A 25,693-nucleotide genomic window follows, 5' to 3' on the forward strand; every position below is an offset into this window, starting at 1 on the left:
CTGCCGGTGCTTGCGTCAAGCGACGCCGGAACGCGGCGAGGGGCGGTGGCAGGAGTGCCACCGCCCCTCGCGGGCGTCGTGCGACGGACCGTCAGACGGCGCTTCCGTCGTCCGTCTTGAGCGACGGCGCACCGATCGTCTCCAGCTCGCCCCCCGGGCCCGTGCCCACGACCTCGCCCGTGCTCTTCTTCCCGCGCCGGAGCCGACGCTCCAGCCAGCTCGCGAAGGACGTCAGGGCGAAGTTCAGCGCGAGGTAGACCAGCGCGACGATCGTGAAGCACGCGATGGTGTTCGAGCCGTAGTTCGCGGACATCGGCCGGACCGACGCGAGCAGCTCCGGGAAGCTGAGCACCGCGCCGCCGAGGGCGGTGTCCTTCACGATGACCACGAGCTGGCTGACGATGGCCGGCAGCATCGCGGTGACCGCCTGCGGCAGCAGCACGAAGACCATCGTCTGGCCCTTGCGCATGCCGATCGCCTTGGCCGCGTCCGTCTGCCCGCGGGGGAGCGTCAGGATGCCGGCGCGCACGATCTCGGCGAGCACCGAGGCGTTGTAGAGCACCAGGCCCGTGACGACTGCGTACAGCAGACGCGTGTCCGGGTCGAGGTCGGTGTACTCGGAGTACGCCTGGTTGGCGATGATCATCAGGAGCAGCACGGGAATGGCGCGGAAGAACTCCACGACCACCCCGCCGGGCACGCGCACCCAGCGGTGGTCCGAGAGCCGCCCGATGCCGAACAGCGCGCCCAGCGGCAGAGCGATGATCAGAGCGAAGAACGCCGCCTTGATCGTGTTCTGGAAGCCCGGCCAGATGAACGTCTCCCACGCCTGGGTGCCGGCGAAGAACGGCTTCCACTTGACCCAGTCGAGCTGGTGCTTCTCGGCGAGGCCGTCGTACACCCACCACACCACCGCCGCGGCGGCCAGCACGAAGAGGACGGTGTACAGGATGTTGCGCCGCTTGGCGCGGGGCCCCTGCGTGTCGTAGAGGACGGAACTCATCGCTTCACCGCCACCTTCTTGGCCACCCATCCGAGGATGAGGCCGGTCGGGAGGGTCAGGATCACGAAGCCGAGGGCGAAGACGCCCGAGATCAGCAGCAGCTGCGCCTCGTTCTCGATCATTTCCTTCATGAGGTACGAGGCTTCGGCCACGCCGATCGCCGAAGCGACCGTGGTGTTCTTCGTCAGCGCGATGAGCACGTTGGACAGCGGGTTGACCACCGACCGGAACGCCTGCGGGAGCACGATCAGCCGCAGCACCTGGGTGAAGCTGAGCCCAAGTGCCCGGGCAGCCTCGGCCTGGCCGACCGGCACCGTGTTGATGCCCGAACGTATGGCCTCGCACACGAACGACGCGGTGTAGACGATGAAGGCGAGCACCGCGAGCCGGAAGTTGATGCCCTTGATGTCGGTGGAACCGAGGGCGATGCCGAGCGTCGAGTACAGACCCAGCGAGGCGAACATGATGATGACGGTCAGCGGAATGTTCCGGACCACGTTCACGTAGGCGGTCGCGAAACCGCGCATCAGGGGGACCGGGCTGACCCTCATGCCGGCCAGCAGCGTTCCCCATATGAGGGAGCCGAGGGCGGAGAACACGGTGAGCTTCACCGTGACCCAGAAGGCCCCCAACAGGTCATAACCATCAAGAAAGTCGAACACGATCTCCCGTGCTTCCGCGTGTAGGAGGGCGCGGCGCGCCGCCGTTCAGCGACGGCGCGCCCGGTCAGCCCTGCTTCACTTGACGACGTTGCCGATCTTCGGAGCCTTCTCGTTCTTGTAGCCGGCCGGACCGAAGTTCGCGTCCACGGCCTTCTGCCACGAGCCGTCCGAGACCATCTTGGTCAGCGCGTCGTTGATCTTCTTCTTGAGGTCGGCGTCGCCCTTCTTCAGGCCGATGCCGTAGTTCTCGTTGGTCATCTTGAAGCCGGCCAGCTTGAACTTGCCCTTGTTGACGTCCTGCGAGGCGTAGCCGGCGAGGATGCTGTCGTCCGTGGTCAGCGCGTCGACGGCCTTGTTCTCCAGGCCGGTCAGGCACTCCGAGTAGCCGCCGTACTCCTGCAGATCCGCCTTCGGGGCCAGCGTGTCGTGGATGTTCTGCGCCGAGGTCGAGCCGGTGACCGAGCAGAGCTTCTTGTTGTTGAGGTCCTCCGGCTTCTTGATCGAGTCGTCGTCCGCGCGGACCAGGATGTCCTGGTGGGCGAGCAGGTACGGACCGGCGAAGTCGACCTTCTTCAGACGCTCGTCGTTGATCGAGTAGGAGGCGACGATGAACTTCACGTCACCGCGCGAGATCGCCGTCTCGCGGTCCTGGCTCTTGGTCTCCTTGAACTCGATGTTCTTGGCGTCGTAGCCGAGCTCCTTGGCGACGTACGTGGCGACGTCGACGTCGAAGCCGGTGTACTTGCCGTCCGGCGTCTTCAGGCCGATACCCGGCTGGTCGATCTTGATGCCGACCGTGATCTTCTTGCCACCGCCCGAAGCCGAGTCGTCCTTGTCGTCGGAGCCACAGGCCGTGGCGGTCAGGGCGAGGGCGAGCACGGCGGCCGAGGCGGCGGTGACCTTACGAAGCTGCATGGTGAAATTCCCTAGAGTTGACGCGAAGTGAGTGATCAACAGATGCGGAAGCCGGCACTGCGGGCTCCGTCAGTGGTGAAGGATCTTCGACAGGAAGTCCTTCGCCCGGTCACTGCGCGGGTTGCTGAAGAACTGGTCGGGCGTGGCCTCTTCGACGATCTTTCCGTCCGCCATGAAGACGACCCGGTTCGCCGCGGAGCGCGCGAAGCCCATCTCGTGGGTGACGACGACCATCGTCATGCCCTCGCGGGCGAGCTGCTGCATGACCTCGAGGACCTCGTTGATCATCTCCGGGTCGAGCGCCGAGGTCGGCTCGTCGAAGAGCATGACCTTCGGGTCCATCGCCAGGGCGCGGGCGATCGCCACGCGCTGCTGCTGGCCCCCGGAGAGCTGGGAGGGGTACTTGTCGGCCTGCGTACCGACGCCCACCCGGTCGAGCAGCGAACGCGCCCTGTCCTCGGCAGCCTTCTTGTCCGTCTTGCGGACCTTCAGCTGCCCGAGCATCACGTTCTCGAGGACCGTCTTGTGGGCGAACAGATTGAACGACTGGAAGACCATGCCGACATCGGCACGCAGCCGAGCCAGTTCCTTGCCCTCCGCGGGCAGCGGCTTCCCGTCGATGGTGATCGCACCCGTGTCGATCGTCTCCAGGCGGTTGATCGTGCGGCACAGCGTGGACTTCCCGGACCCGGACGGCCCGATGACGACCACGACCTCGCCGCGGGCGATCGTCAGGTCGATGTCCTGGAGCACATGCAGCGCGCCGAAGTGCTTGTTGACGTTGCTCAGCACCACCAGATCGCCACCGGGCGCGGGTGCAGCGTCCTCGGCGCCCTTGGTCACTGAAACTCCGCTCATCGGCTTCTTGCTCCGTCCTCCTCGGTTGGGAAGGACCCTAGTGACGCAGTGCTACCAGCGTCATTACATCTGAGCGGAAATTGAGCATAACGATCCGGCGGCAACCGGACACTCCGCGTGAAGGGGACGTCACGGCTGCGGCGCCGGGCGTACCGGGTGCATAACGGAAACCCGGATACATCGGGCAGGCCCTTGACTGTCCACCCCTGATCGGCGTGGATTCCCTGGTACACCCCTACGTGAAACGCCCCGGAACGGGGAAGTGACCGGGGGCGTACACGACCGCAGGGACCGACCACCGACACACGCCGCTGCCAAGGGGGGCCATGAGACTGCTGCTCGTCGAGGACGACAACCACGTGGCCGCCGCCCTGTCCGCGATCCTCGCCCGGCACGGCTTCCAGGTGGTCCACGCCCGCAGCGGCGACGAGGCCCTCCAGGCGCTCCTGCCGGCCGACACCGAGCCCTTCGGCGTCGTGCTCCTCGACCTCGGGCTGCCCGACCAGGACGGCTACGAGGTGTGCGGCAAGATCCGCAAGCGCAGTTCCGTACCGGTGATCATGGTGACCGCCCGGGCCGACGTGCGCTCCCGCATCCACGGGCTCAACCTCGGCGCCGACGACTACGTGACCAAGCCGTACGACACCGGCGAGCTGCTGGCCCGTATCCACGCGGTCAGCCGGCGCAAGGCGGGCAACGAGGACACCGTGTCCACGCCCGTCGCCGCACTGCGTCTCGGGCACGTCAGTATCGAGCTGCCCACGCGCCGGGTCAGCGTCGACGGGAGCGAAGTGCAGCTCACCCGCAAGGAGTTCGATCTGCTCGCGCTGCTCGCCCAGCGGCCCGGCGTGGTCTTCCGCCGCGAACAGATCATCAGCGAGGTGTGGCGCACCAGCTGGGAGGGAACGGGCCGCACGCTGGAGGTGCACGTCGCCTCACTGCGCTCCAAGCTGCGGCTGCCCGCACTGATCGAGACGGTGCGCGGGGTCGGCTACCGCCTCGTCTCCCCGTCCGCGTAAAGGCATACGTCCCCGGTGCGTACCCGGCTGCTCCCGCTGCTCATCGTCCTGATGGCGAGTGTCCTGCTCGCCCTCGGCTTCCCGCTGGCCGTCAGCGTGGCCGCCGCCGAGCAGCAGCGCGTCGTGATCGACCGCATCGACGACACGGCACGCTTCGCCGCGCTCGCCCAGTTCATCACCGAACGCACCCGCGGCTACGACGAACGGCGCCGTACCCTCCAGACCGAGCTGAAAACGTACAACTCGGTGTACGGCATCCGGGCCGGTGTCTTCTACCGCGACGACTCCGCCATGGCGAAGGCCCCGGCCGCCTGGCGGCTGCCCGTCGAGGGGGAGGGGCGAGCCGCGTTCAGCGAGGCGCTGCTCGGCCGTCGCAGCCACGACCCGCCGCAGGTCTGGCCCTGGCAGGAAGGCCGCGTCGTCGTCGCCTCGCCCGTCGTGCGCGACGGAGACGTCATCGCCGTCGTCGTCATCGACTCGCCCACCGGCCAGATGCGCGGCGACACGATGCGGGGCTGGCTGCTGATCGCGGCGGGCGAGGCCGTCGCGATGCTGGTGGCCGTCGGCGCCGCGATCCGCCTCACCGGCTGGGTCCTGCTGCCGGTCAAGACGCTGGACGCCGCCGCCCACGACATCGCCAGCGGCCGGATGCGGTCCCGGGTCGCCGCGTCCGGCGGGCCCCCGGAACTCAGGCGGCTGGCCCGCTCGTTCAACGAGATGGCCGACAACGTCGAGGACGTGCTGGAGCAGCAGCGCGCCTTCGTCGCCGACGCCTCCCACCAGTTGCGCAACCCGCTGGCCGCCCTGCTGCTGCGCATCGAGCTCCTCGCCCTCGAACTCCCCGAGGGCAACGAGGAGATCGCCTCCGTGCGCACCGAGGGCCGCCGCCTCGGCCAGGTCCTCGACGACCTCCTCGACCTCGCCCTCGCCGAGCACGCCGAGAGCGACCTCCAGCTCACGGACATCGGCGCGCTCACCGCCGAACGGGTCGCGTCCTGGCGGCCGGTGGCCGAGGAGAAGGGCGTACGGCTCCGGGCCGATGGACCGCCCGCCGTCACCGCCTGGGCGGACCCCATCGCCCTGTCCAGCGCGCTCGACGCCATCATCGACAACGCCCTGAAGTTCACGCCCCCCGACGAGGAGGTCCGCGTCACGGTCGCCTCCGGCAGCCAGGACGTGACGGTCGTCGTCGCGGACGGCGGCCCCGGCCTCACCGAGCAGGAGCTCGAACGGGTCGGCGACCGCTTCTGGCGCAGCCCCCAGCACCAGAACATCCACGGCTCGGGGCTCGGCCTCTCCATCTCCCAGGCGCTCCTGGCGGCGGGCGGCGGCTCGCTCTCGTACGCCCGCAAGGAACCGTGCGGACTGAGCGTGACGGTCTCCGTACCCCGCCACGACCCGAAGGGCTGAGGAGCGCGCCCGCACTCCCGCAGCCGCCCCGCGCGGCCCGGGAAGGCGCTACGGCTTGACCGAGCGGTAGTAGCGCTTCGCCCCTTCGTGCAGCGGGAGCGGGTCCGTGTAGATGGCCGTGCGCAGGTCCACCAGCTGCGCCGCGTGCACCTCGCGTCCGATGCGGTCGCGGCTGTCGATCACGGTACGGGTGAACGCCTCGGTCATCGCCGCGTCGGTGCGGTCCGTGGTGACCAGCACATTGGCGACGGCCACCGTGGGGACGGCCTGGCCCTGCTGCGCGTTGCGGTAGGCGTCGGCGGGCATCACGGCCGAGCGGTAGTAGCGCGTGGAGCCGCCCGCCGACTGGAGCTGCTTGACCAGGGGCTCCTCCAGCGGGACCAGCCGGATCGAGAACCGTTTCGACAGATCGGCCACCGCCGTCGTGGGCAGCCCGCCGGACCAGAAGAACGCGTCGAGCTCCCCCTCCTCCAGCAGCCTCGGCATGGTGTCGATTCCCACCGGCAAGGGCGTCACGTCGTGGACCGGGTCGAGACCGGCGGCCGTCATCAGCCGGTCGGCGACCAGCTTCACGCCGGACCCCGGCTGTCCCACCGCGACCCGCCTGCCCCGCAGGTCCGCCACGCTGCGGATGTTCGAGTCCCGCTTCACGATCAGCTGTATGTAGTCGTCGTAGAGCCGGACACAGCCGCGCAGCCGCCGGTAGCCGGGCTTGCGGTCATGCAGATAGGTGGCGACGGCGTCGGTGGTGGCGATGGTGAAGTCCGCCTCGCCCGCCGCGACCCTGGCGAGGTTCTGCTGCGAACCCTCGCTCGTCTGGAGCTTTATCGACACATGGGGCAGATCCGTGGCCAGGGCGCCCTTCAGCCGCTCCCCGTAGCGCTGGTAGACGCCGCTGCGCACCCCCGTACTGAACGACAGGCTGCCCGTCGGCGCCGGGTCGCCCAGCGGGAGCAGCCACCAGAGCAGCATCCCGAGCACGACGGCGAGGGCGGCGCCGGCCCGCAGGGCGTGACGCCGGCCGATTCGGGACAGGGCCGGGAGCATGGCGGCGATCCTGCCAGGTCGTTCCCGGCCGTGACCAGGGGTGCCGGCGGATCGGCCGCCCGGTGCGGGGTGCCCCACACCGCCCGAGACGGACGGGGTCCGGGCAGCGCCTACCCTTGTCGCATGAGCAGCGGCAACCGGAGCGAAGCAGTGGACGTCAGAAAAAGCTATGAGGTGCGCACCTACGGGTGCCAGATGAACGTCCACGACTCCGAACGCTTGTCGGGGCTCCTGGAGGACGCCGGATACGTCCGGGCGCCCGAGGGCTCCGACGGCGACGCCGACGTCGTCGTCTTCAACACGTGCGCGGTCCGTGAGAACGCCGACAACAAGCTCTACGGCAACCTCGGCCGGCTCGCCCCGATGAAGACCAAGCGCCCCGGGATGCAGATCGCGGTCGGCGGCTGCCTCGCCCAGAAGGACCGCGACACCATCGTGCGGCGGGCTCCCTGGGTGGACGTCGTCTTCGGTACGCACAACATCGGCAAGCTGCCGGTGCTGCTGGAGCGCGCCCGGATCCAGGACGAGGCGCAGGTCGAGATCGCCGAGTCCCTGGAGGCATTCCCCTCCACGCTGCCCACCCGCCGCGAGTCCGCGTACGCCGCGTGGGTCTCCATCTCCGTGGGCTGCAACAACACCTGCACCTTCTGCATCGTCCCCGCCCTGCGCGGGAAGGAGAAGGACCGCCGCACCGGCGACATCCTCGCCGAGATCGAGGCCCTGGTCGCCGAGGGCGTCTCCGAGATCACCCTGCTCGGCCAGAACGTCAACGCGTACGGCTCCGACATCGGTGACCGGGAGGCCTTCTCCAAGCTGCTGCGCGCCTGCGGGAAGATCGAGGGCCTGGAGCGCGTCCGCTTCACCTCGCCGCACCCGCGCGACTTCACCGACGACGTGATCGCCGCCATGGCCGAGACGCCGAACGTGATGCCGCAGCTGCACATGCCGATGCAGTCCGGTTCGGACAGGGTCCTCAAGGCGATGCGCCGCTCCTACCGGCAGGAACGCTTCCTCGGCATCATCGAGAAGGTGCGCGCCGCGATGCCGGACGCCGCGATCTCCACCGACATCATCGTCGGCTTCCCCGGTGAGACCGAGGAGGACTTCGAGCAGACCATGCACGCGGTCCGCGAGGCGCGCTTCGCGAACGCCTTCACCTTCCAGTACTCCAAGCGGCCCGGCACGCCCGCCGCCGACATGGAGGGGCAGATCCCCAAGGAGGTCGTCCAGGAGCGCTACATGCGCCTGTCCGCCCTCCAGGAGGACATCTCCTGGGAGGAGAACAAGAAGCAGGTCGGCCGCACCCTGGAGGTCATGGTCGCCGAGGGCGAGGGCCGCAAGGACGGTGCCACCCACCGGCTGTCCGGCCGCGCCCCCGACAACCGCCTGGTCCACTTCACCAAGCCGGACCAGGACGTGCGCCCCGGCGACGTGGTGACCGTCGAGATCAGCTACGCCGCCCCGCACCACCTGCTCGCCGAGGGCGCCCCGCTCGGGGTGCGCCGGACCCGCTCCGGCGACGCCTGGGAGAAGCGCGACGCCGCCGCGGCCGCCAAGCCGGCCGGCGTCATGCTCGGCCTGCCCGGCATCGGCGCCCCGGCGCCCCTGCCGGCCGCGGCGGCCCCGGGCTGCGGCTGCGACTGACCTCCGACGCCCGAGACGGGGCGGCCGGGTCCGGGCGGGGGAGGGGCCGCAGTACGCTGCCGACCATGCTTGTCGCCGCCGCTGTCTGCCCCTGCCCGCCGCTCCTCGTACCCGACGTCGCCGCCGGCGCCGCACCCGAGCTGGATGACGCCCGGACGGCGTGCACCGACGCCCTGGGCGTCCTCGCGGCCTCCCGGCCCGACCTGCTCGTGGTGATCGGCCCGGCCGACTCGGCGGGGCGCGGCACCCACCCGGAGGGGGCCGTCGGCGATTTCCGCGAGTTCGGCGTCGATCTGGAGGTTCGGCTCGGCCGGGACAGGGGAACGCGGGCCGGTCGCCCGCTCCCGCCCTCGCTCGCGGTGGGCGCCTGGCTGCTGGCCCGTACGGGCTGGGCGGACGCCCCCGTCGAGGGCCTGGGCGTGGGCGAACCGCTGGAGACGGCGCGCTGCGTGGAGACCGGGCGCGAGCTGGCACGCCGGACGGACCGGGTCGCGCTGCTGGTGATGGGCGACGGCAGCGCCTGCCGCACCGTGAAGGCCCCCGGCTATCTGGACGAGCGCGCCGCGGCGTTCGACGCGGCGGCCGCGCGCGCCCTGGGCGCCGCCGGCCCGCAGGCGCTGACCGCCCTCGACGAGGCGCTCGCGTACGAACTCAAGGCCGCGGGGCGCGCGCCCTGGCAGGTGCTGGCGGGGGCGGCCGAGGGCGCGGGTGTGGCCGGCCGGCTGCTGTATGAGGACGCGCCCTACGGGGTGGGCTATCTGGTCGCCGCCTGGTCCTGAGGACCGCGGAACGTACGAAGGGCCCCGGAGCGACGCGCTCCGGGGCCCTTCGCTTCGTGCGGTCAGGCCGCGGGCGGCGGCGTCGTCCCGCCGTCCTTGTTCGCCAGCTTGTCCACCGCGTCCTTGGCCTTCTGCCGGCCGGTCACGATCTTGTCGCTGTACTTGCCCTTGGTCTTCTCGTCCACCGTCCGGGCGGCCTTCTCGAGCCCCTGGTCGATCTTGTCCCCGTGCTGCTGCGCGAGGTCGCTGACCTTCTCCTTCGCCGGGGCCAGCTTCGCCTTCACATTGTCCATGAAGCCCATCGGGCACCTTCTCCACTCGGAAACTGTGAGAAATAACCCATATGTACAACCACTGTACGGGGAAGACCGCACTGTCGCGTCACCTTCCCCGCCCGGGCTTCCCTCATTCGGGATGTGAGGCGCGGGTTTGGGGGAGACTGGGCCGGTGACAAGCTCAGCTCCCGCACCTCAGGTCATCACCGTCGTCGGCCCCACCGCAGCAGGAAAGTCCGACCTGGGGGTGTACCTCGCCCAGCAGCTCGACGGCGAGGTGATCAACGCCGACTCCATGCAGCTCTACCGGGGGATGGACATCGGCACCGCCAAGCTGACGCTCGCCGAGCGCGCGGCGGTCCCGCACCGGCTGCTGGACATCTGGGACGTCACCGAGACCGCCAGCGTCGCCGAGTACCAGCGCCTCGCCCGCGCCGAGATCGACCGGCTGCTCGCCGACGGCCGCACCCCGATCCTGGTCGGCGGCTCCGGCCTGTACGTGAAGGGCGCGATCGACGCCCTGGAGTTCCCCGGCACGGACCCCGGCGTCCGGGCCGCGCTGGAGGCGGAACTGGAGGAGCACGGTTCCGGGGCCCTGCACGCGCGGCTCGCCGCCGCCGACCCCGAGGCCGGCCGCGCGATCCTGCCGAGCAACGGCCGGCGCATCGTCCGGGCCCTGGAGGTCATCGAGATCACCGGCAAGCCCTTCACCGCCAACCTCCCCGGCGACGACGGGGTCTACGACGCCGTCCAGATCGGCGTCGACGTGGACCGCCCCGAGCTCGACGAGCGCATCGCCCTGCGCGTCGACCGCATGTGGGAGGCGGGACTCGTCGACGAGGTGCGAGCCCTGGAGACGCACGGGCTGCGCGAGGGGCGTACGGCCTCCCGCGCGCTCGGCTACCAGCAGGTGCTGTCCGCGCTCGCAGGCGAGTGCACCGAGGACCAGGCGCGCGCCGAGACCGTGCGCGCCACCAAACGCTTCGCGCGCCGTCAGGACTCCTGGTTCCGCCGCGACCCGCGCGTCGAGTGGCTGAGCGGCGCCGCGGAGCACCGCGGGGAACTCCCGGGCCGGGCGCTGGCGTTGGTCGAACGGGCGGTTACAGCCTGATCACGTGATGGCATCGGGACGCTCCGCACGTCATTTCGGCGACCCCGGGCGTGCCATCATCGAGCATCGATCGACTGGAGTCCGAGTTGGGAGGGCGCGTGGCGATGGAGGCCGGCCCTCGCGACACGGAACAAGACGCACCGGAACACGGCGTACCGGAACACGGCGCACCGGAACACGGCGCACCGGAGACCGGGCGTGAGGCGGGAAGCCTCAGCCCGGACGGGCCCGACGAGCTCGACGTGACCCCCGAGGTCGAGGTCGAGCTGCGCCCCGTCCGCAGGCTGCGCATCTGGCAGCTCGCGCCGATCGTCACGCTCGCCGCGGTGGGCTCGCTGATGTTCGCCTTCCCCCTCGCCTTCGAGTTCGGCGACGGCGGGGCGGTCGTGGCCATGCTCGGCCTGCTGATCAGCTGCTGCGCCGCCGGCTGGTCCATGATGGCCGCCCGCCGCGTCGGCCACACCTGGCCCGGGCTGCCGTCCAGGGGCTCGTCCCAGCGCCCCGACTGGCGTGTGGTCGCGCTCTACGCCGGTGTCTGCGCCGTGCTCGTCGCGCTCGCCGTCTGGCGCGTGGCGCGACTGCGCTGACCTGCGGGAGCCGCCGGACCTGAGAGCGCCCCGCGCCCCTGTCCGCACAGCGGGCCGTTTACCGCGCTGTCGGCCCCGCCTCGTACAGTTGTCCCGTGACCACCTCGCAGATCGCCTTCCTCAAGGGCCACGGCACCGAGAACGACTTCGTGATCGTTCCCGACCCGGACAACGCCGTCGACCTGCCCGCCCCCGTCGTCGCGCGGCTCTGCGACCGGCGTGCCGGCATCGGCGGCGACGGCCTGCTCCACGTCGTGCGCTCCGCCGCGCACCCCGAGGCGAAGGCCATGGCGCAGGACGCCGAGTGGTTCATGGACTACCGCAACTCCGACGGCTCCGTCGCCGAGATGTGCGGCAACGGCGTGCGGGTCTTCGCGCGCTACCTCCAGCGCGCCGGCCTCGTCGAGGAGGGCGACCTCGCGATCGCCACCCGGGGCGGCGTCAAGAAGGTCCACCTCGCCAAGAACGGCGACGTCACCGTCTCCATGGGACGCGCCCTGCTCCCCGCCGACGGCGTCACCGTCACCGTCGGCGGCCGCGACTGGGAGACCCGCAACGTCAACATGGGCAACCCGCACGCGGTCGCGTTCGTCGAGGACCTGGCCCACGCCGGTGATCTGTTCACCGAGCCGTCCTTCGCCCCGGCCGCCGTCTACCCCGACGGCGTCAACATCGAGTTCGTCGTGGACCGCGGGCCCCGCCACGTCGCCATGAGGGTCCACGAGCGGGGCTCCGGCGAGACCCGCTCCTGCGGCACCGGAGCGTGCGCGGTGGCCGTGGCGGCGGCCCGCCGCGACCAGGCCGACCCCGCGAGGACCGGCGAGCCGGTCACGTACACCGTCGATCTTCCGGGCGGCAGCCTCGCCATCACCGAGCACCCCGACGGCGAGATCGAGATGACTGGACCGGCCGTCATCGTGGCCGAGGGCACGATCGACCCGGCCTGGCTCGAAACGCTGAACGGATAACGCTTCGCTCGAATGGGTGATCCGTTTCACGCTGGGCGAGAGCGGGACTCCGCCACGTGGTGGGCTCGGTAGCATCAAGCACCGGCCGGGAGGCGCGCCGCACCTCCCCACCGCCGGTCGACGTCGCCGGAGGTGCCCCCATGAGTGCAGAGGCCACCAGCCCAGGTGCTCCCATCCGCAGGCGGGGCCGCCCCCGGATCGACCTCCGCAGGCTCGGCAGGGCCGCCCTCTTCGGCCCGGTCTCCCGCGACCGGCTCCCCGACGCCATCGCGCACGTCGTCGAGGCGCACCGGGCCCACCACCCCGACGCCGACCTCTCCGTGCTGCAGCGGGCCTACCTGCTCGCCGAGACCTCGCACCGGGGGCAGATGCGCAAGAGCGGCGAGCCCTACATCACCCATCCGCTCGCCGTCACTCTCATCCTCGCCGAGCTGGGCGCCGAGACCACCACGCTGACCGCCTCCCTGCTCCACGACACGGTCGAGGACACCGAGGTGACCCTCGACCAGGTGCGGGAACAGTTCGGCGAAGAGGTCTGCTACCTCGTCGACGGGGTCACCAAACTCGAGAAGGTCGACTACGGGGCCGCCGCCGAACCCGAGACCTTCCGCAAGATGCTGGTCGCCACCGGGGACGACGTCCGCGTCATGTCGATCAAGCTCGCCGACCGGCTGCACAACATGCGCACCCTCGGCGTGATGCGCCCCGAGAAACAGGCCAGGATCGCCAAAGTCACCCGCGACGTGCTGATCCCCCTCGCCGAACGGCTCGGCGTCCAGGCGCTCAAGACCGAGCTGGAGGACCTGGTCTTCGCCATCCTCCGTCCCGAGGAGTACGCCCGCACCGACGCGCTGATCGCCGCGGCGGCGGAAGGACCCGACCCCCTGGGAGCCACGGCGGAGAACATCGCCTCGGTCCTGCGGGAGGCGGGCATCTCCTCGGAGGTCATGGTCAGGCCCCGCCACTTCGTCTCCGTCCACCGCGTCCGGATCAAACGCGGCGAGCTGCGCGGCAGCGACTTCGGACGGGTCCTGGTGCTCGTCGGTGAGGACGCCGACTGCTACGCCGTCCTCGGTGAGCTGCACACCTGCTTCACACCGGTGATCTCCGAGTTCAAGGACTTCATCGCCGCCCCCAAGTTCAACCTGTACCAGTCGCTGCACACCGCGGTGGCCGGCCCGGACGGCGAGGTCGCCGAGATCCTCATCCGCACACACCGGATGCACAAGGTCGCCGAGGCCGGCGTCGTCGCCCTCGGCAATCCGTACGCCTCCGAGGGCGCCCCCCAGACCGCCGAACCGTCCGACGGCGAGCGCGCCGACCCCACCCGCCCCGGCTGGCTCTCCCGCCTCCTCCAGTGGCAGCAGTCCGCGCCCGACCCCGACACCTTCTGGACCACCCTGCGCGCCGACCTCGCCCAGGACCGCGAGATCACCGTCTTCCGCACGGACGGCGGCATGCTGGGCCTGCCCGCGGGCGCCAGCTGTGTCGACGCGGCCTACGCCCAGCACGGGGACGCGGCCCACGCCTGTATCGGGGCCCGGGTGAACGGCCGGCTGGCCACCCTCAGCACCGTCCTGAAGGACGGCGACACCGTGCAGCCGCTGCTGGCCGAGGACGCCGCGTCCGGCCCTTCGCCGGACTGGCTCGACCACGCGCGCACGCCCGCCGCCCGCATCGCCATCACCAGGTGGCTCGACGCCCACCCGCAGGCGGCGGAGACCGGGCAGCCGGGCGCACCGGCGGACCGCGATCCGCAGCCGGCCCCGCCCGCCGTGCCCGAGATCGCCAGGGCCCGTACCGCGACCGCCGTGGCCGAGCGGCCGGACGCGGCGGTACGGCTCGCCGGCTGCTGTACGCCCGTACCCCCCGACGAGGTCACCGGCTTCCCCGTACGCGGCGGCGCCGCCGTCACCGTGCACCGCCTGGAGTGTCCCGCGGTGGCCCGCATGAAGGCCGTCGGCCGGGCACCGGTCGCCGTCAGCTGGGGCGACGAGCAGGCGTGCCGGGTGACACTGGTCGCTGAATCGTTCGGCCGCCCCCGGCTGCTCGCCGACCTCACCGAGACGATCGCGCGGGCGGACGCGGCGGTCATCTCCGCCACCGTGGAGCCCCCGAGCGAACAGCGCGTACGGCACACCTACACGCTGCGGCTCCCGGACGCGGCCGGTCTGCCCGCGCTGATGCGCGCCATGCGCGAGGTGCCCGGCGTCTACGACGTGAGTCGCGCCCAGCATCCGGCCGGGGCGCTCTGAGGTCCGGGCCGTCAACCGCGTTCTCATTCGGGTGGCGCGGCGCGCGCCGCGCCCTTCGGGCCGGCCGGCGCTGATAGCCGTAGTCCATGCCGTTCCTCTTCCGCCGCTCGCGGGCCGCTCTGCTGGCCGCCGCGTCGGCCGCGCTCGTCGCCGCCACCCTGCCCGCCGACCCGGTGCCCCTCGGTATCGGCGACCCGCTCTTCCCGCACCTCGGCAACCCCGGATACGACGTGCTCGCGTACGACATCGGCCTCACCTACAAGGGCCGCAACGACGAGCCGCTGGACGCCGTCACCACCATCGACGCGCGGACGACCGAGCCGCTGGACCGGATCAACCTCGACTTCACCCGAGGCACCGTCCGCTCCGTCGCCGTCAACGGGCTGCGCGCCGCCTTCGAGACCGTGGGCGAGGACCTCGTCGTCCGCCCGGCGGGCCCCATCCCGGCCGGCATCCCCCTGCGCATCACCGTCCGCCACACCAGCGACCCGGGCGGTGAGCAGGACAGCGGCGGCTGGGTGCGCACTGCCGACGGGCTCGCCATGGCCAACCAGGCCGACGCCGGACACCGGGTCTTCCCGAGCAACGACCACCCGGCCGACAAGGCGTACTTCACCTTCCGTGTCACCGCGCCGAACGACCTGACCGTGGTGGCCAACGGGCTGCCCACCGGCCGCAGCCGCGACGGCGCCGGCACCACCTGGACCTACCGCACCCAACACCCCATGGCCACCGAACTGGCCCAGGTCAGCATCGGCGGATCGACCGTGGTGCGGCGTACCGGGCCGCACGGACTGCCGGTGCGCGACGTCGTACCGACGGCCGACCGCGACCGCGTGGAACCCTGGCTGAAGAGGACCCCCGGCCAGCTGGAGTGGATGGAGCGGCAGGTCGGCCCGTACCCGTTCGAGAACTACGGAATCCTCGTCGCCGACACCCGGACCGGGTTCGAGCTGGAGACCCAGACCCTCTCCCTGTTCGAGAAGCGCCTGTTCACCGACACGCGCTTCCCCGAGTGGTACGTCGAGTCGGTCATGGTCCACGAACTGGCCCACCAGTGGTTCGGCGACAGCGTCTCTCCGAAGTCCTGGTCCGACCTCTGGCTGAACGAGGGGCACGCCAGCTGGTACGAGGCGCGCTACACCGAGGACCGCATCGGCGCGCCCCTGGAGGCGCGCATGCGGAACGCCTACACCCGGTCGGATGACTGGCGTGCCGCCGGAGGCCCGCCCGGCCGGCCCGCGGCGCCGAAGCCCGGCCAGAAGATCAGCCTGTTCCGGCCGGTCGTCTACGACGGCAGCGCCCTCGTCCTGTACGCGCTGCGCCAGGAGATCGGACGCGACGCCTTCGACCGGCTCGAACGGCGCTGGGTGCACAAGCACCGCGACTCCAACGCCGCCACGGCCGATTTCGTCCGGCTCGCCTCGCAGGTGTCGGGACGCGACCTGACCGCGTTCTTCGACGGCTGGCTGTACGGGACGAAGACACCGCCCATGCCGGGGCACCCCGACTGGCACAGCGGTGCGCCGCACTCGTAAACCCGGGTGACGCCCCGCACGGACCGTGCCACTATCGACGGGTCGCCGCGGCGCCGGGGCGGAGGATTTCCGGGACGGGAATCATCCGGACAGGTCACGCGTTGTGACTGACACAAGCACTCCTATCGACGTAAGGATCCAATGACCTCCTCTTCTTCCCTTCCCCAGGACGCGCACAACGCGCAGAGTGCCACGGAGAACGCGACCGAGAGCCTCACCGAGGGCCTGCGGGCCGACGCCCTGATGGAAGAGGACGTCGCCTGGAGCTTCGAGATCGACGGAGAGCGGGACGGCGAACAGCTGGACCGCTCGGAGCGGGCCGCGCTGCGACGCGTGGCCGGACTCTCCACCGAGCTCGAGGACGTCACCGAGGTCGAGTACCGACAGCTCCGCCTGGAGCGTGTGGTGCTCGTCGGTGTCTGGACCTCGGGCACCGTGCAGGACGCGGAGAATTCGCTCGCCGAGCTTGCGGCGCTCGCCGAGACGGCCGGAGCCCAGGTGCTCGACGCCGTCTTCCAGCGCCGTGACAAGCCCGACCCGGCCACGTACATCGGGTCCGGCAAGGCGCTCCAACTGCGTGACCTCGTCGTCGAGACCGGGGCCGACACCGTCGTCTGCGACGGTGAGCTCAGCCCCGGCCAGCTGATCCACCTCGAAGACGTCGTCAAGGTCAAGGTGGTCGACCGGACCGCCCTGATCCTCGACATCTTCGCCCAGCACGCCAAGTCCCGCGAGGGCAAGGCGCAGGTGTCCCTGGCGCAGATGCAGTACATGCTGCCGAGGCTCCGCGGCTGGGGCCAGTCGCTGTCCCGCCAGATGGGCGGTGGCGGTACCAGCGGTGGTGGCGGCATGGCGACCCGTGGTCCCGGTGAGACCAAGATCGAGACCGACCGGCGTCGCATCCGCGAGAAGATGGCGAAGATGCGCCGGGAGATCGCGGAGATGAAGACCGGCCGCGACCTCAAGCGCCAGGAACGCCGGCGCAACAAGGTCCCCTCGGTCGCCATCGCCGGCTACACCAACGCGGGCAAGTCCTCGCTCCTCAACCGCCTCACCGGGGCGGGCGTGCTCGTGGAGAACGCCCTGTTCGCCACCCTGGACCCGACCGTGCGCCGGGCCGAGACACCGAGCGGCCGGATCTACACGCTCGCCGACACCGTCGGGTTCGTACGGCATCTGCCGCACCACCTCGTCGAGGCGTTCCGTTCCACCATGGAGGAGGTCGGCGAGTCCGATCTCATCCTGCACGTGGTGGACGGCGCGCACCCGGTGCCGGAGGAGCAGCTCGCCGCCGTACGCGAGGTGATCCGCGAGGTCGGGGCGACGGACGTCCCCGAGATCGTCGTGATCAACAAGGCGGACGCGGCGGACCCGCTGGTCCTCCAGCGCCTCCTGCGCAACGAGAAGCACGCCATCGCGGTCTCCGCGCGCACCGGCGCCGGGATCGACGAGCTGCTCGCCCTGATCGACAGCGAGCTGCCCCGTCCGTCGGTCTCGGTCGAGGCGCTCGTGCCGTACACCCAGGGCGGACTCGTCTCCCGGGTGCACGCCGAGGGCGAAGTGGTCTCCGAGGAGCACACCTCGGAGGGCACGCTGATCAAGGCGCGGGTCAACGAGGAGCTGGCCTCCGAGCTGGCCGCGTTCGTCCCCGCGGTGCACTGAGCCGCGCCGCGCCGGAACAACCGGAGGCCCGTTCCCTCGCGAGGGAACGGGCCTCCGGCCGTGGTGCCGACGACATCCCTACCGGGCGCCGTACTTGTCGCTCCCCCCGTGCTTCTTGAGCTTGTCGGCCAGGTCGGCGGGGATGCCGCCGCTTTTCTCGGTGCCGCCGGACGCGGAGGCGGACGCGGTGGCAGCCGGCTTGTCGGCGCCCTCGTCCTCGGTCGGGCCGCAGGCCGTGACGGTCAGCGCGCTCGCGGCGACCAGACCGGTCGCGGCGAGCAAGGGACGTATGGAACGCATGAAAGGGAATCCCCCTGGATTCTGCACAATCGGTGTCCGCGCGCCAGAGGCCCCCGAAGCGGACCGTGCCGCTCCGGGGGCCTCTGACCTCTGCCCGGCCGCGCCCCTGCGGGCGCGGCCCCGTTGTTACTTCTCCGCGTACTTCTTGCTGACCGAGTCGTAGACGCCCTTGGCCTCCTTGCCGAAGCGCGGTCCGGCGAGCCAGCCCGCCGTCACCGGGCCGATGGAGGTGTTCGAGACCAGCGCGGGCTTGCCGTCCTGGCCGGTGGCGACCCAGCCGCCGCCGGAGGAACCGCCGGTCATCGAGCAGCCGATGCGGTACATCGTCGGGTCGGCCTGGGCGAGGGAGAGACGGCCCGGCTTGTCCTGGCACTGGAACATCTTCTGGCCGTCGTACGGGGCCGCCGCCGGGAAGCCGGTGGCCGTCATGCCGGAGATCTTGGGCACGGCCGGAGCGTTGAACTCGACCGGCAGGGCCGAGCCGACCGTCTCCTCCAGGGACTTGCCGCCGGCGCCCTCCTCGGGCGTGACGTGCAGCACGGCGAAGTCGTACGGGGCGCCCAGGCCACCGACCGACGCACCCTGGTCGATCCACTGCTGCGAGGTCTGCGCCCAGGTGCCCCACCAGATGCCGTAGGGGGCGACCTTCTCCTTCGGCGGGTTGTCGCGCAGCTCGGCCGTCGACAGACCGCTGTTGTTGTACGAGGGGACGAAGGCGATGTTGCGGTACCAGCCGCCCTTCTTGCCCGCGTGCACGCAGTGGCCGGCCGTCCACACCATGTTGGACTTGCCGGGGTGCGCAGGGTCCTTCACCACGGTCGCCGAGCAGACCATCGAGCCCTCGGGGCCGTCGAAGAACAGCTTGCCCGACTCCGGGGCGTTGTCGTGGTACGGCGTCTTCACGCCCACGGCCCGGACCGGCGCGGGCGTCGGGTCCGTCACACCCTCGTCGCCCGAGATGTCGTTGTCGACAGGCTTCTCCGGCGGCTTGTCCGCGTCCCGCATGCGGTCCGGGTCCCAGAGGCCCGCGATGATCGGGTTGATGTAGTCCTTGGCCTCACGCAGCCACTTGTCCTTGTCCCAGTTCTTCCACTCGCCGTTCTTCCACTTGTCGACGTCGATCCCGTGTTCCTTGAGCCGGTCCTTCAGATCGTCCGGAAGGGAGATCTTGCCGTCCGACGTCGCACCCGCCGAGCTGCTGCTCGGCTCGGCGTTGGCGTCGTCCTCGGTCGGCCCGCAGGCGGTGGCCGTGAGCGCGAGCACGGCGGCGAACGCGGCGGTGGCGAGCACGGGGGAGGAGGCGCGACGCGCACTTCCCCGGCGGCGTGCGGTGTTTCCTGGTCGAATGAGACGCATCTGCTGATCCCCCTGGGACTTCGTAACTCAACGCTTCCGTACTGCACTTGCGCGCGACGCACCGCATGGTGCCCCGAACGGGCAGGTGCGCGGCGGCCTTCGGGAGGTGCCCGAGCCCGGCGCGGCCCCCCACTATGCCGGTGCCGCTGTCGGCGGTGCGCGGCAGGGTTGCGCCCCGCAAGGATCTTCGGATTTACCCGTGATCCTTTGCCCCCTCGGTCGTTGGTACGTCCGGGGGCACGGAGACAGCGTTCACCCTCGCAGGCCGTCCTTGCGAAATCGTACTGACGTGCAACGCAACTGTTACAGCGGGAGGATCAAGAGCCGTGGCCGTGACCGAACCAGCTCCGGCGCCACCCCTGGCCGCCCACGAAGGCATCCTGCGCCGCCAGTCGCTGCGCGAATCGGCCGCCCGTACCTACGCCAGGTCGCTGCCGATCGTGCCGGTGCGGGCCCGGGGACTGACCATCGAGGGCGCGGACGGGCGGCGCTATCTCGACTGCCTGTCCGGGGCGGGGACGTTGGCGCTCGGCCACAACCACCCGGTCGTCCTGGAGGCGATCAAGAAGGTCATCGACTCGGGTGCCCCACTGCATGTGCTGGACCTCGCGACCCCCGTCAAGGACGCCTTCACCACGGAGCTCTTCGCCACCCTGCCGCGGCAGTTCGCCGACAACGCCCGCATCCAGTTCTGCGGTCCCGCCGGTACGGACGCGGTCGAGGCGGCGTTCAAGCTCGTCCGCGCCGCCACCGGCCGGAGCGGTCTGCTGGCCTTCACCGGCGCCTACCACGGCATGACGGCGGGCGCCCTCGCCGCTTCCGGCGGCGCCGAGGACGTACGGGTGACCAGGCTGCCGTTCCCGCAGGACTACCGCTGTCCCTTCGGCATCGGCGGCGAAGCCGGAGCGCGGACCGCCGCCCGCTGGACCGAGAGCCTGCTGGACGACCCCAAGAGCGGGACGCCCGCACCCGCCGGAATGATCCTCGAACCGGTCCAGGGCGAGGGCGGGGTCAACCCCGCGCCGGACGGCTGGATGCGCCGGATGCGGGAGATCACCGAGACCCGGTCCATCCCGCTGATCGCCGACGAGGTGCAGACCGGCGTAGGCCGGACCGGTGCCTTCTGGGCCGTCGAGCACAGCGGGATCGTGCCCGACGTGATGGTGCTGTCCAAGGCCATCGGCGGCTCCCTCCCGCTCGCCGTGATCGTGTACCGCTCCGAGCTCGACACCTGGCAGCCCGGCGCCCACGCAGGCACCTTCCGCGGCAACCAGCTTGCCATGGCCGCCGGCACCGCCACCCTCGCGTACGTCCGGGAGAACGGCCTCGCCGAGCGGGCCGGGGCCCTCGGCGACCGCATGCTGACGAGCCTCAGGTCGCTCGCCGCCGACCACCCGTGCATCGGTGACGTCCGGGGGAGGGGCCTGATGATCGGCGTGGAGATCGTCGACCCCGAAGCCCGACCGTCGGGCACCGGCACCGAGCCGCCACCCGACCCGGTCCTCGCCGTCGCCCTCCAGCAGGAGTGCCTGAGCCGCGGCCTCATCGTCGAACTCGGCGGCCGCCACTCCACCGTCGTACGCCTGCTCCCGCCCCTCACGCTCACCGACGAACAGGCGACGGCGGTCGTCGACCGCCTCGCCGACGCCCTGGCAGCCGCGGAGCGCTCACCGCACCGCCGCCTGCCGACCGGATCGATCCGCTGACCCCGGACACCAGCACAGGAAGACCGCCGTGAACCCCACCCCCGCGCCCGAGGCCGACGGCCCTCCCCCCAGCCACCTCCCCGAGGCCGACACCCCCGGTCAACTCGCCGTCGAGGCGACGACCGTGCCGCGCCAGAAGGAGACACCGCACGGGCTGTGGCACACGTCGAGGCCGGCTTCCCCGGCCCCGGCGGCGACAAACCCGGACGAGGCGACCGATTCCGCCGACCCCCTGGACCATCCCGACCCGCTCCGCGCCGCCGACACGGCCGGCGTCGAGAACCTGCTGCGCTGCTGGGTCCGGGAGAGCGACCTGCCCCGGCCCGCGGGGGAGACCCTGCGCATCCCGCTCCCCGCGAGCGGCACCGCGCTCCTCGTCCCGGTCCTCCACTGGTCCCCCACGGGCTGGCACCGCTTCGGGCCGCCCGCCCTGGAGCAGGCGCCCGCCACCGCGCCCACCGCCGACGCCGTCACCGTGGCCGCGCTGCTCGGCCGGGAGGCCGGCCACCACGACGGCGCCGACATGGCCGGCCGGGTCGCCGACTCCGTACGGCGCACCGCCGCGTTCATCGACGAACGGCGCCGCCGGCCCCACACCCCCGACGAGGCGGACCTCTTCCTCACCGCCGAACAGTCGCTCCTGCTCGGCCACCCGCTGCATCCCTCGCCCAAGAGCAGGGAAGGGCTCACCGACGCCGAAACGCGCCTCTACTCACCCGAGTTGCACGGTTCCTTCCCGCTCCACTGGATGGCCGCCGACCGCGCCGTACTGGCGACCGACTCCGCGTGGACCGATCAGGGCCGTCCCGTCTCCGCCGCCGACCTCGTCGCCCGGCACGCCCAGGGCCTGCTCTTCCCCGAACACGCCGCGCTCATTCCCCTCCACCCCTGGCAGGCCCGTGAGCTGCGGAGCAGGCCCGAGGTCGCCGCCCTGCTCGACTCCGGCCTCCTCCACGACCTCGGCCCGTACGGCGCGCCCTGGCACCCCACCTCGTCGGTGCGCACCGTGCACCGGCCGGGCGCCGACCTGATGCTGAAGCTCTCCCTCGGCGTCCGCATCACCAACTCCCGCCGGGAGAACCTCCGCAAGGAGCTCCATCGGGGCGTCGAGGTCCACCGGCTGCTCCGCACCGGCCTCGCCCGCCAGTGGCACGCAGTGCACCCCGGCTTCGACATCGTGCGCGACCCCGCCTGGCTCGCCGTCGACACCCCGGACGGCGCGCCCGTGCACGGCCTGGACGTCATGCTGCGGCACAACCCCTTCGAGCGGTACGACGACGCGGTCTGCATCGCCGGACTCACCGCCCCACGCCCCTGGCCGGGCCGGACGGGCCTCTACTCCCGCCTCGCCGACGTCGTCCACCGCCTCGCCGCGGCCACCGGGCGGACCACGACGGCGGTCGCCGCCGAGTGGTTCCTGCGCTACCTGGAACGCGTCGTGAACCCGGTGCTCTGGCTCGACGCCCATGCCGGTGTCGCGCTCGAAGCCCACCAGCAGAACACCCTGGTCCTGCTCGACGCCGACGGCTGGCCCGCCGGCGGCCGTTACCGTGACAATCAGGGCTATTACTTCCGCGAATCCCACCGCGCGGCGCTCGACCGCAGGCTCCCCGGCATCGGAAAGGTCAGCGACACCTTCGTCTCCGACGCCGTCACGGACGAACGCTTCGCCTACTACCTCGGCATCAACAACGTATTCGGACTGATCGGGGCGTTCGGCGCCCAGCGGCTCGCCGACGAGCAGATGCTCCTGGACGCGTTCCGCCGCTTCCTGAAGTCGGCGAGCGAACTGGGTTCGCCGTTCCCCGCCCACCTGCTCCAAAACCCGCGCCTGCGCTGCAAGGCCAACATGCTGACCCGTCTCCACGGACTCGATGAACTCGTCGGTCCCGTGGACACCCAGTCCGTTTACGTCACCATCACCAATCCCCTGCACGGCTGAGCGCGGGGGCTAGAGCTGATCGCCGAAGACCGGTCGTTGGCAGCTGGATCGACAGCCGGTCGTCGATAGCCGGATATCGACAGCCGGTCGTCGAGAGCCGAGAAAGGAGCGCCGCCCGTGTCTCCGCCCGACGCGCACGCCGGTTCCGTCCTGACGGCGGACTGGGCCCCCGTGACCACACCGGCCGGGGAGTTCCAGCTCGTTCCGGTGCACCCGGAGCGGGATCTCGCGACGATCAGCCGCTGGATGAACGACCCCGTCGTCGCCGCCTTCTGGGAGCTGGCCGGCGACGAGAGCGTCATGGCCCGGCACCTCGCCCCCCAGCTCGACGGCGCCAGTCACAGCACCCCGTGCGTCGGGGTGCTGTCGGGCACGCCCATGAGCTACTGGGAGCTCTACCGCGCCGACCTCGACCCGCTCGCCCGCCACTACCCGGCCCGGCCGCACGACATGGGCGTCCACCTCCTCATCGGCGAAGGACGCCGCCGGGGCCGCGGCACCGGCACGACGCTGCTGCGTGCCGTGACCGATCTCGTGCTCGGCCACGTCCCCTTCTGCACCCGGGTCGTGGCCGAGCCCGACATCCGCAACGTCCCGTCCGTCTCCGCCTTCCTGAGCGCCGGATTTCGCTTCTCCGCCGAGATCGAACTCCCGGAGAAGCGGGCCGCGCTGATGATCCGCGACCGAGCCCACCGCAGCCAGCCATGAACGCTTCCCTCATCCGCCCGCACCGCTCGAACCCCATCGGTTCCCTCCCGAGGAGTCCCCGTGCCGAAATACCCTGCGCACCACGACGCAACGGAGCCGCCCGCACTGCTCAGCACCCCCGAACTGAACCGCACCGCCTGGGACCGGGCCGCCTCCCGGATGCTCGCGAAGATGCTCGGTGAATTCGCCTACGAGGAAGTCATCGAGCCGGCTCCACGAACCGCCGGCGGCAGCACGTACACCCTGCCGCTGGACGACGGCGGCAGCATCACCTTCACCGCCCGGCGCGGTGTGTACGGGAGCTGGCGGGTGGACCCCGACTCGATCCGGGCAGCGGACTGCGCGGCCACGGAGAGTGCCTTCGTACGCGAGGAGGGCAGTGTCCCCTTCCGTGATCCGCTGCTGTTCCTCACCCGGGCCCGCCGCCTCCTCGGCCTCGACGGCGCCACGCTCGGCCACCTGGTCCGCGAGCTGACCCACACGCTCGCCGCGGACGCCCGCCTGGACCACACCGCGCTCACAGCAGCGGAGCTGGCCGGCCTCGGCTACGCGGAACTGGAGGGCCACCAGACCGGCCACCCCTGGATCGTCGCCAACAAGGGCCGCCTGGGCTTCTCCGCCACCGACGCCTCCCGCTACGCCCCCGAGGCCCGCGAGCCGGTCCGGCTGCCCTGGCTCGCCGTCTCCCACCGGATCGCCGAGTACCGGGGCGTGCCCGCTCTGGCCACCCCGGACCGGCTCTACGCACAGGAGCTCGACCCGGACGTCCGCGCGGCCTTCGCGGACATCCTGCGCGGCCGCGGCCTCGACCCGGACGGCTATCACTTCCTGCCCGTCCACCCCTGGCAGTGGGACGAGTGGATCGTGCCGCTGTTCGCCCCGGCCATCGCCGCCGGCGAGATCGTGCCGTTGCCCGCCGACCCGGACGTACGGCTGCCGCAGCAGTCCATCCGTACGTTCGCCAACATCGCGCGGCCCGACCGGCACACGGTCAAGCTCCCGCTCTCGATCCTCAACACCCTGGTCTGGCGCGGGCTGCCGACCGAGCGCACCGTCGCCGCGCCCGCCGTCACCGGCTGGGTGCAGGGGCTGCGCGACAACGACCCGTTCCTGCGGGACACCTGCGGCGTGATCCTGCTCGGCGAGGTCGCCTCGGTCACCGTCGAGCACCCGCTGTACGACCACCTCCCCGAGGCGCCGTACCAGTTCAAGGAGATCCTCGGGGCGATCTGGCGCGAGCCCCTGCCGCCGCGCCTGGCACCGGGCGAGCGTGCCCGTACCCTCGCGTCCCTGCTGCACACCGACCCGCGGGGACGGGCCTTCACCGCCGAACTGGTCGCCCGCTCCGGACTGGCGCCCACCGTCTGGCTGTCCCGGCTCTTCGCCGCCCTGCTGCCGCCACTCCTGCACTTCCTCTACCGCTACGGCACCGTCTTCTCCCCGCACGGCGAGAACGCGATCGTGGTCTTCGACGAGCAGGACGTGCCCGTGCGCCTCGCGATCAAGGACTTCGTGGACGACGTCAACGTCAGCGCGCAGCCGCTCCCCGAGCACGACACCATGCCGGAGGACGTGCGCCGCGTCCTGCTGACCGAGGAGCCGGCCTTCCTCACCCAGTTCATCCACTCCGGCCTCTTCACCGGGGTCTTCCGCTTCCTCTCCCCGCTCTGCGAGGAACAGCTGGGCGTCCCCGAGGGCGAATTCTGGTCACTCGTGCGGGCGGAGATTCTGCGCCACCACGCCCGGTTCCCGGAGCTGAAGGAACGGTTCGAGATGTTCGACATGCTGACCCCGCGCATCGACCGCCTCTGTCTCAACCGCAACCGCCTGCACCTGGACGGCTACCGCGACCGGCCGGTACGCCCGCACGCGGCGGTCCACGGCAGCGTGGCCAACCCGCTCCACCTCCCCGCGTGAGGCCGGGAGTGGCCGCCGATGTCAGTCGCGA

Annotated in this window: 22 protein-coding genes; 14 read left to right on the forward strand and 8 right to left on the reverse strand. The window is 71.3% G+C overall.

Going from position 1 to position 25,693, the window contains the following annotated elements; all coding sequences use genetic code 11:
- Positions 1–91: 91 nt before the first annotated feature.
- From OG242_RS24760 to OG242_RS24775, 4 genes are all read right to left on the reverse strand, one after another.
- Positions 92–1,003 (reverse strand): amino acid ABC transporter permease, encoded by a 912-nt coding sequence (locus tag OG242_RS24760; protein ID WP_405900235.1) that lies wholly within the window; start codon positions 1,001–1,003, stop codon positions 92–94.
- Entirely contained in the window at positions 1,000–1,665 is a 666-nt protein-coding gene (locus OG242_RS24765) for an amino acid ABC transporter permease (protein WP_132903956.1), read from the reverse strand. Before OG242_RS24765 ends, OG242_RS24760 begins: the two co-directional genes overlap by 4 nt.
- 75 nt (positions 1,666–1,740) lie before the next feature.
- Complete coding sequence (locus OG242_RS24770) at positions 1,741–2,580, reverse strand: glutamate ABC transporter substrate-binding protein (RefSeq protein ID WP_405900236.1); 840 nt, start codon at positions 2,578–2,580, stop codon at positions 1,741–1,743.
- A 69-nt stretch (positions 2,581–2,649) separates the two neighbouring features.
- A complete protein-coding gene (locus tag OG242_RS24775; protein ID WP_405900237.1) occupies positions 2,650–3,438 on the reverse strand; it encodes an amino acid ABC transporter ATP-binding protein in 789 nt (262 codons plus the stop codon).
- A 326-nt stretch (positions 3,439–3,764) separates the two neighbouring features.
- On the opposite strand from OG242_RS24775, the gene OG242_RS24780 reads away from it, so the two are divergent.
- Positions 3,765–4,457, forward strand: coding sequence for a response regulator transcription factor (locus OG242_RS24780; protein ID WP_093705557.1), 693 nt, complete (start codon positions 3,765–3,767; stop codon positions 4,455–4,457).
- 15 nt (positions 4,458–4,472) lie between these two features.
- A complete protein-coding gene (locus tag OG242_RS24785) occupies positions 4,473–5,867 on the forward strand; it encodes a sensor histidine kinase (protein WP_405900238.1) in 1,395 nt (464 codons plus the stop codon).
- Positions 5,868–5,915: 48 nt separating this feature from the next.
- Here the strand turns inward: OG242_RS24785 and OG242_RS24790 are convergent, their stop codons facing one another.
- A complete protein-coding gene (locus tag OG242_RS24790; RefSeq protein WP_405900239.1) occupies positions 5,916–6,914 on the reverse strand; it encodes a TAXI family TRAP transporter solute-binding subunit in 999 nt (332 codons plus the stop codon).
- A 123-nt stretch (positions 6,915–7,037) separates the two neighbouring features.
- Here OG242_RS24790 and miaB point away from each other — a divergent pair, with 123 nt between their 5' ends.
- Positions 7,038–8,558 (forward strand): tRNA (N6-isopentenyl adenosine(37)-C2)-methylthiotransferase MiaB, encoded by a 1,521-nt coding sequence (gene miaB, locus OG242_RS24795; RefSeq protein WP_405900240.1) that lies wholly within the window; start codon positions 7,038–7,040, stop codon positions 8,556–8,558.
- A 65-nt stretch (positions 8,559–8,623) separates the two neighbouring features.
- Positions 8,624–9,337 carry a class III extradiol dioxygenase subunit B-like domain-containing protein gene (locus tag OG242_RS24800; protein WP_405900241.1) on the forward strand — a complete coding sequence of 238 codons (714 nt, stop codon included), beginning with the start codon at positions 8,624–8,626 and terminating at the stop codon, positions 9,335–9,337.
- A 62-nt stretch (positions 9,338–9,399) separates the two neighbouring features.
- On the opposite strand, the gene OG242_RS24805 is transcribed toward OG242_RS24800, so the two are convergent.
- Positions 9,400–9,639, reverse strand: a complete 240-nt coding sequence (locus tag OG242_RS24805; protein ID WP_405900242.1) for an antitoxin — start codon at positions 9,637–9,639, stop codon at positions 9,400–9,402.
- Between the two features lie 145 nt (positions 9,640–9,784).
- Here OG242_RS24805 and miaA point away from each other — a divergent pair, with 145 nt between their 5' ends.
- The 6 genes from miaA (at position 9,785) to hflX (ending at position 17,733) form a co-directional block, all read left to right on the forward strand.
- A complete protein-coding gene (miaA, locus tag OG242_RS24810; RefSeq protein ID WP_405900243.1) occupies positions 9,785–10,723 on the forward strand; it encodes a tRNA (adenosine(37)-N6)-dimethylallyltransferase MiaA in 939 nt (312 codons plus the stop codon).
- 104 nt (positions 10,724–10,827) lie between these two features.
- Positions 10,828–11,310, forward strand: a complete 483-nt coding sequence (locus tag OG242_RS24815) for a hypothetical protein (RefSeq protein ID WP_405901720.1) — start codon at positions 10,828–10,830, stop codon at positions 11,308–11,310.
- Between the two features lie 95 nt (positions 11,311–11,405).
- Entirely contained in the window at positions 11,406–12,278 is an 873-nt protein-coding gene (gene dapF, locus OG242_RS24820; RefSeq protein ID WP_405900244.1) for a diaminopimelate epimerase, read from the forward strand.
- Between the two features lie 140 nt (positions 12,279–12,418).
- On the forward strand, positions 12,419–14,533 hold the full coding sequence (locus OG242_RS24825; protein WP_405900245.1) for a RelA/SpoT family protein: 2,115 nt from the start codon (positions 12,419–12,421) through the stop codon (positions 14,531–14,533).
- A gap of 86 nt (positions 14,534–14,619) precedes the next feature.
- Complete coding sequence (locus tag OG242_RS24830) at positions 14,620–16,071, forward strand: M1 family metallopeptidase (RefSeq protein WP_405900246.1); 1,452 nt, start codon at positions 14,620–14,622, stop codon at positions 16,069–16,071.
- 141 nt (positions 16,072–16,212) lie between these two features.
- The gene (hflX, locus tag OG242_RS24835) at positions 16,213–17,733 is read left to right on the forward strand and encodes a GTPase HflX (protein WP_405900247.1); all 1,521 of its coding nucleotides are present in this window, start codon (positions 16,213–16,215) and stop codon (positions 17,731–17,733) included.
- A gap of 78 nt (positions 17,734–17,811) precedes the next feature.
- Here the strand turns inward: hflX and OG242_RS24840 are convergent, their stop codons facing one another.
- Together OG242_RS24840 and OG242_RS24845 are read right to left on the reverse strand one after the other, a co-directional pair.
- Positions 17,812–18,033: a hypothetical protein gene (locus tag OG242_RS24840; protein ID WP_405900248.1), complete on the reverse strand. Its 222-nt coding sequence runs from the start codon at positions 18,031–18,033 to the stop codon at positions 17,812–17,814.
- A 126-nt stretch (positions 18,034–18,159) separates the two neighbouring features.
- Positions 18,160–19,389 (reverse strand): trypsin-like serine peptidase, encoded by a 1,230-nt coding sequence (locus OG242_RS24845; RefSeq protein ID WP_405900249.1) that lies wholly within the window; start codon positions 19,387–19,389, stop codon positions 18,160–18,162.
- Between the two features lie 326 nt (positions 19,390–19,715).
- Here OG242_RS24845 and OG242_RS24850 point away from each other — a divergent pair, with 326 nt between their 5' ends.
- The 4 genes from OG242_RS24850 (at position 19,716) to OG242_RS24865 (ending at position 25,662) form a co-directional block, all read left to right on the forward strand.
- Positions 19,716–21,095, forward strand: a complete 1,380-nt coding sequence (locus OG242_RS24850) for a diaminobutyrate--2-oxoglutarate transaminase family protein (protein WP_405900250.1) — start codon at positions 19,716–19,718, stop codon at positions 21,093–21,095.
- Positions 21,096–21,123: 28 nt separating this feature from the next.
- Positions 21,124–23,037, forward strand: coding sequence for an IucA/IucC family protein (locus OG242_RS24855; protein ID WP_405900251.1), 1,914 nt, complete (start codon positions 21,124–21,126; stop codon positions 23,035–23,037).
- A 117-nt stretch (positions 23,038–23,154) separates the two neighbouring features.
- Positions 23,155–23,745: a GNAT family N-acetyltransferase gene (locus OG242_RS24860; protein WP_405900252.1), complete on the forward strand. Its 591-nt coding sequence runs from the start codon at positions 23,155–23,157 to the stop codon at positions 23,743–23,745.
- A 60-nt stretch (positions 23,746–23,805) separates the two neighbouring features.
- On the forward strand, positions 23,806–25,662 hold the full coding sequence (locus OG242_RS24865; RefSeq protein ID WP_405900253.1) for an IucA/IucC family protein: 1,857 nt from the start codon (positions 23,806–23,808) through the stop codon (positions 25,660–25,662).
- The last annotated feature ends 31 nt before the right edge of the window (positions 25,663–25,693 follow it).

This window comes from Streptomyces sp. NBC_00727, from assembly GCF_045161745.1.
Taxonomy (GTDB): domain Bacteria; phylum Actinomycetota; class Actinomycetes; order Streptomycetales; family Streptomycetaceae; genus Streptomyces.

Coding starts and splice junctions, on each gene's coding strand:
- OG242_RS24780 (WP_093705557.1), top strand. CDS start 3,765: ATGAGACTGCTGCTCGTCGAGGACGACAACCACGTGGCCGCCGCCCTG.
- OG242_RS24760 (WP_405900235.1), bottom strand. CDS start 1,003: ATGAGTTCCGTCCTCTACGACACGCAGGGGCCCCGCGCCAAGCGGCGC.
- OG242_RS24825 (WP_405900245.1), top strand. CDS start 12,419: ATGAGTGCAGAGGCCACCAGCCCAGGTGCTCCCATCCGCAGGCGGGGC.
- OG242_RS24845 (WP_405900249.1), bottom strand. CDS start 19,389: ATGCGTCTCATTCGACCAGGAAACACCGCACGCCGCCGGGGAAGTGCG.
- miaB (WP_405900240.1), top strand. CDS start 7,038: ATGAGCAGCGGCAACCGGAGCGAAGCAGTGGACGTCAGAAAAAGCTAT.
- OG242_RS24815 (WP_405901720.1), top strand. CDS start 10,828: ATGGAGGCCGGCCCTCGCGACACGGAACAAGACGCACCGGAACACGGC.
- OG242_RS24805 (WP_405900242.1), bottom strand. CDS start 9,639: ATGGGCTTCATGGACAATGTGAAGGCGAAGCTGGCCCCGGCGAAGGAG.
- OG242_RS24790 (WP_405900239.1), bottom strand. CDS start 6,914: ATGCTCCCGGCCCTGTCCCGAATCGGCCGGCGTCACGCCCTGCGGGCC.
- OG242_RS24800 (WP_405900241.1), top strand. CDS start 8,624: ATGCTTGTCGCCGCCGCTGTCTGCCCCTGCCCGCCGCTCCTCGTACCC.
- OG242_RS24770 (WP_405900236.1), bottom strand. CDS start 2,580: ATGCAGCTTCGTAAGGTCACCGCCGCCTCGGCCGCCGTGCTCGCCCTC.
- OG242_RS24775 (WP_405900237.1), bottom strand. CDS start 3,438: ATGAGCGGAGTTTCAGTGACCAAGGGCGCCGAGGACGCTGCACCCGCG.
- OG242_RS24840 (WP_405900248.1), bottom strand. CDS start 18,033: ATGCGTTCCATACGTCCCTTGCTCGCCGCGACCGGTCTGGTCGCCGCG.
- hflX (WP_405900247.1), top strand. CDS start 16,213: ATGACCTCCTCTTCTTCCCTTCCCCAGGACGCGCACAACGCGCAGAGT.
- OG242_RS24830 (WP_405900246.1), top strand. CDS start 14,620: ATGCCGTTCCTCTTCCGCCGCTCGCGGGCCGCTCTGCTGGCCGCCGCG.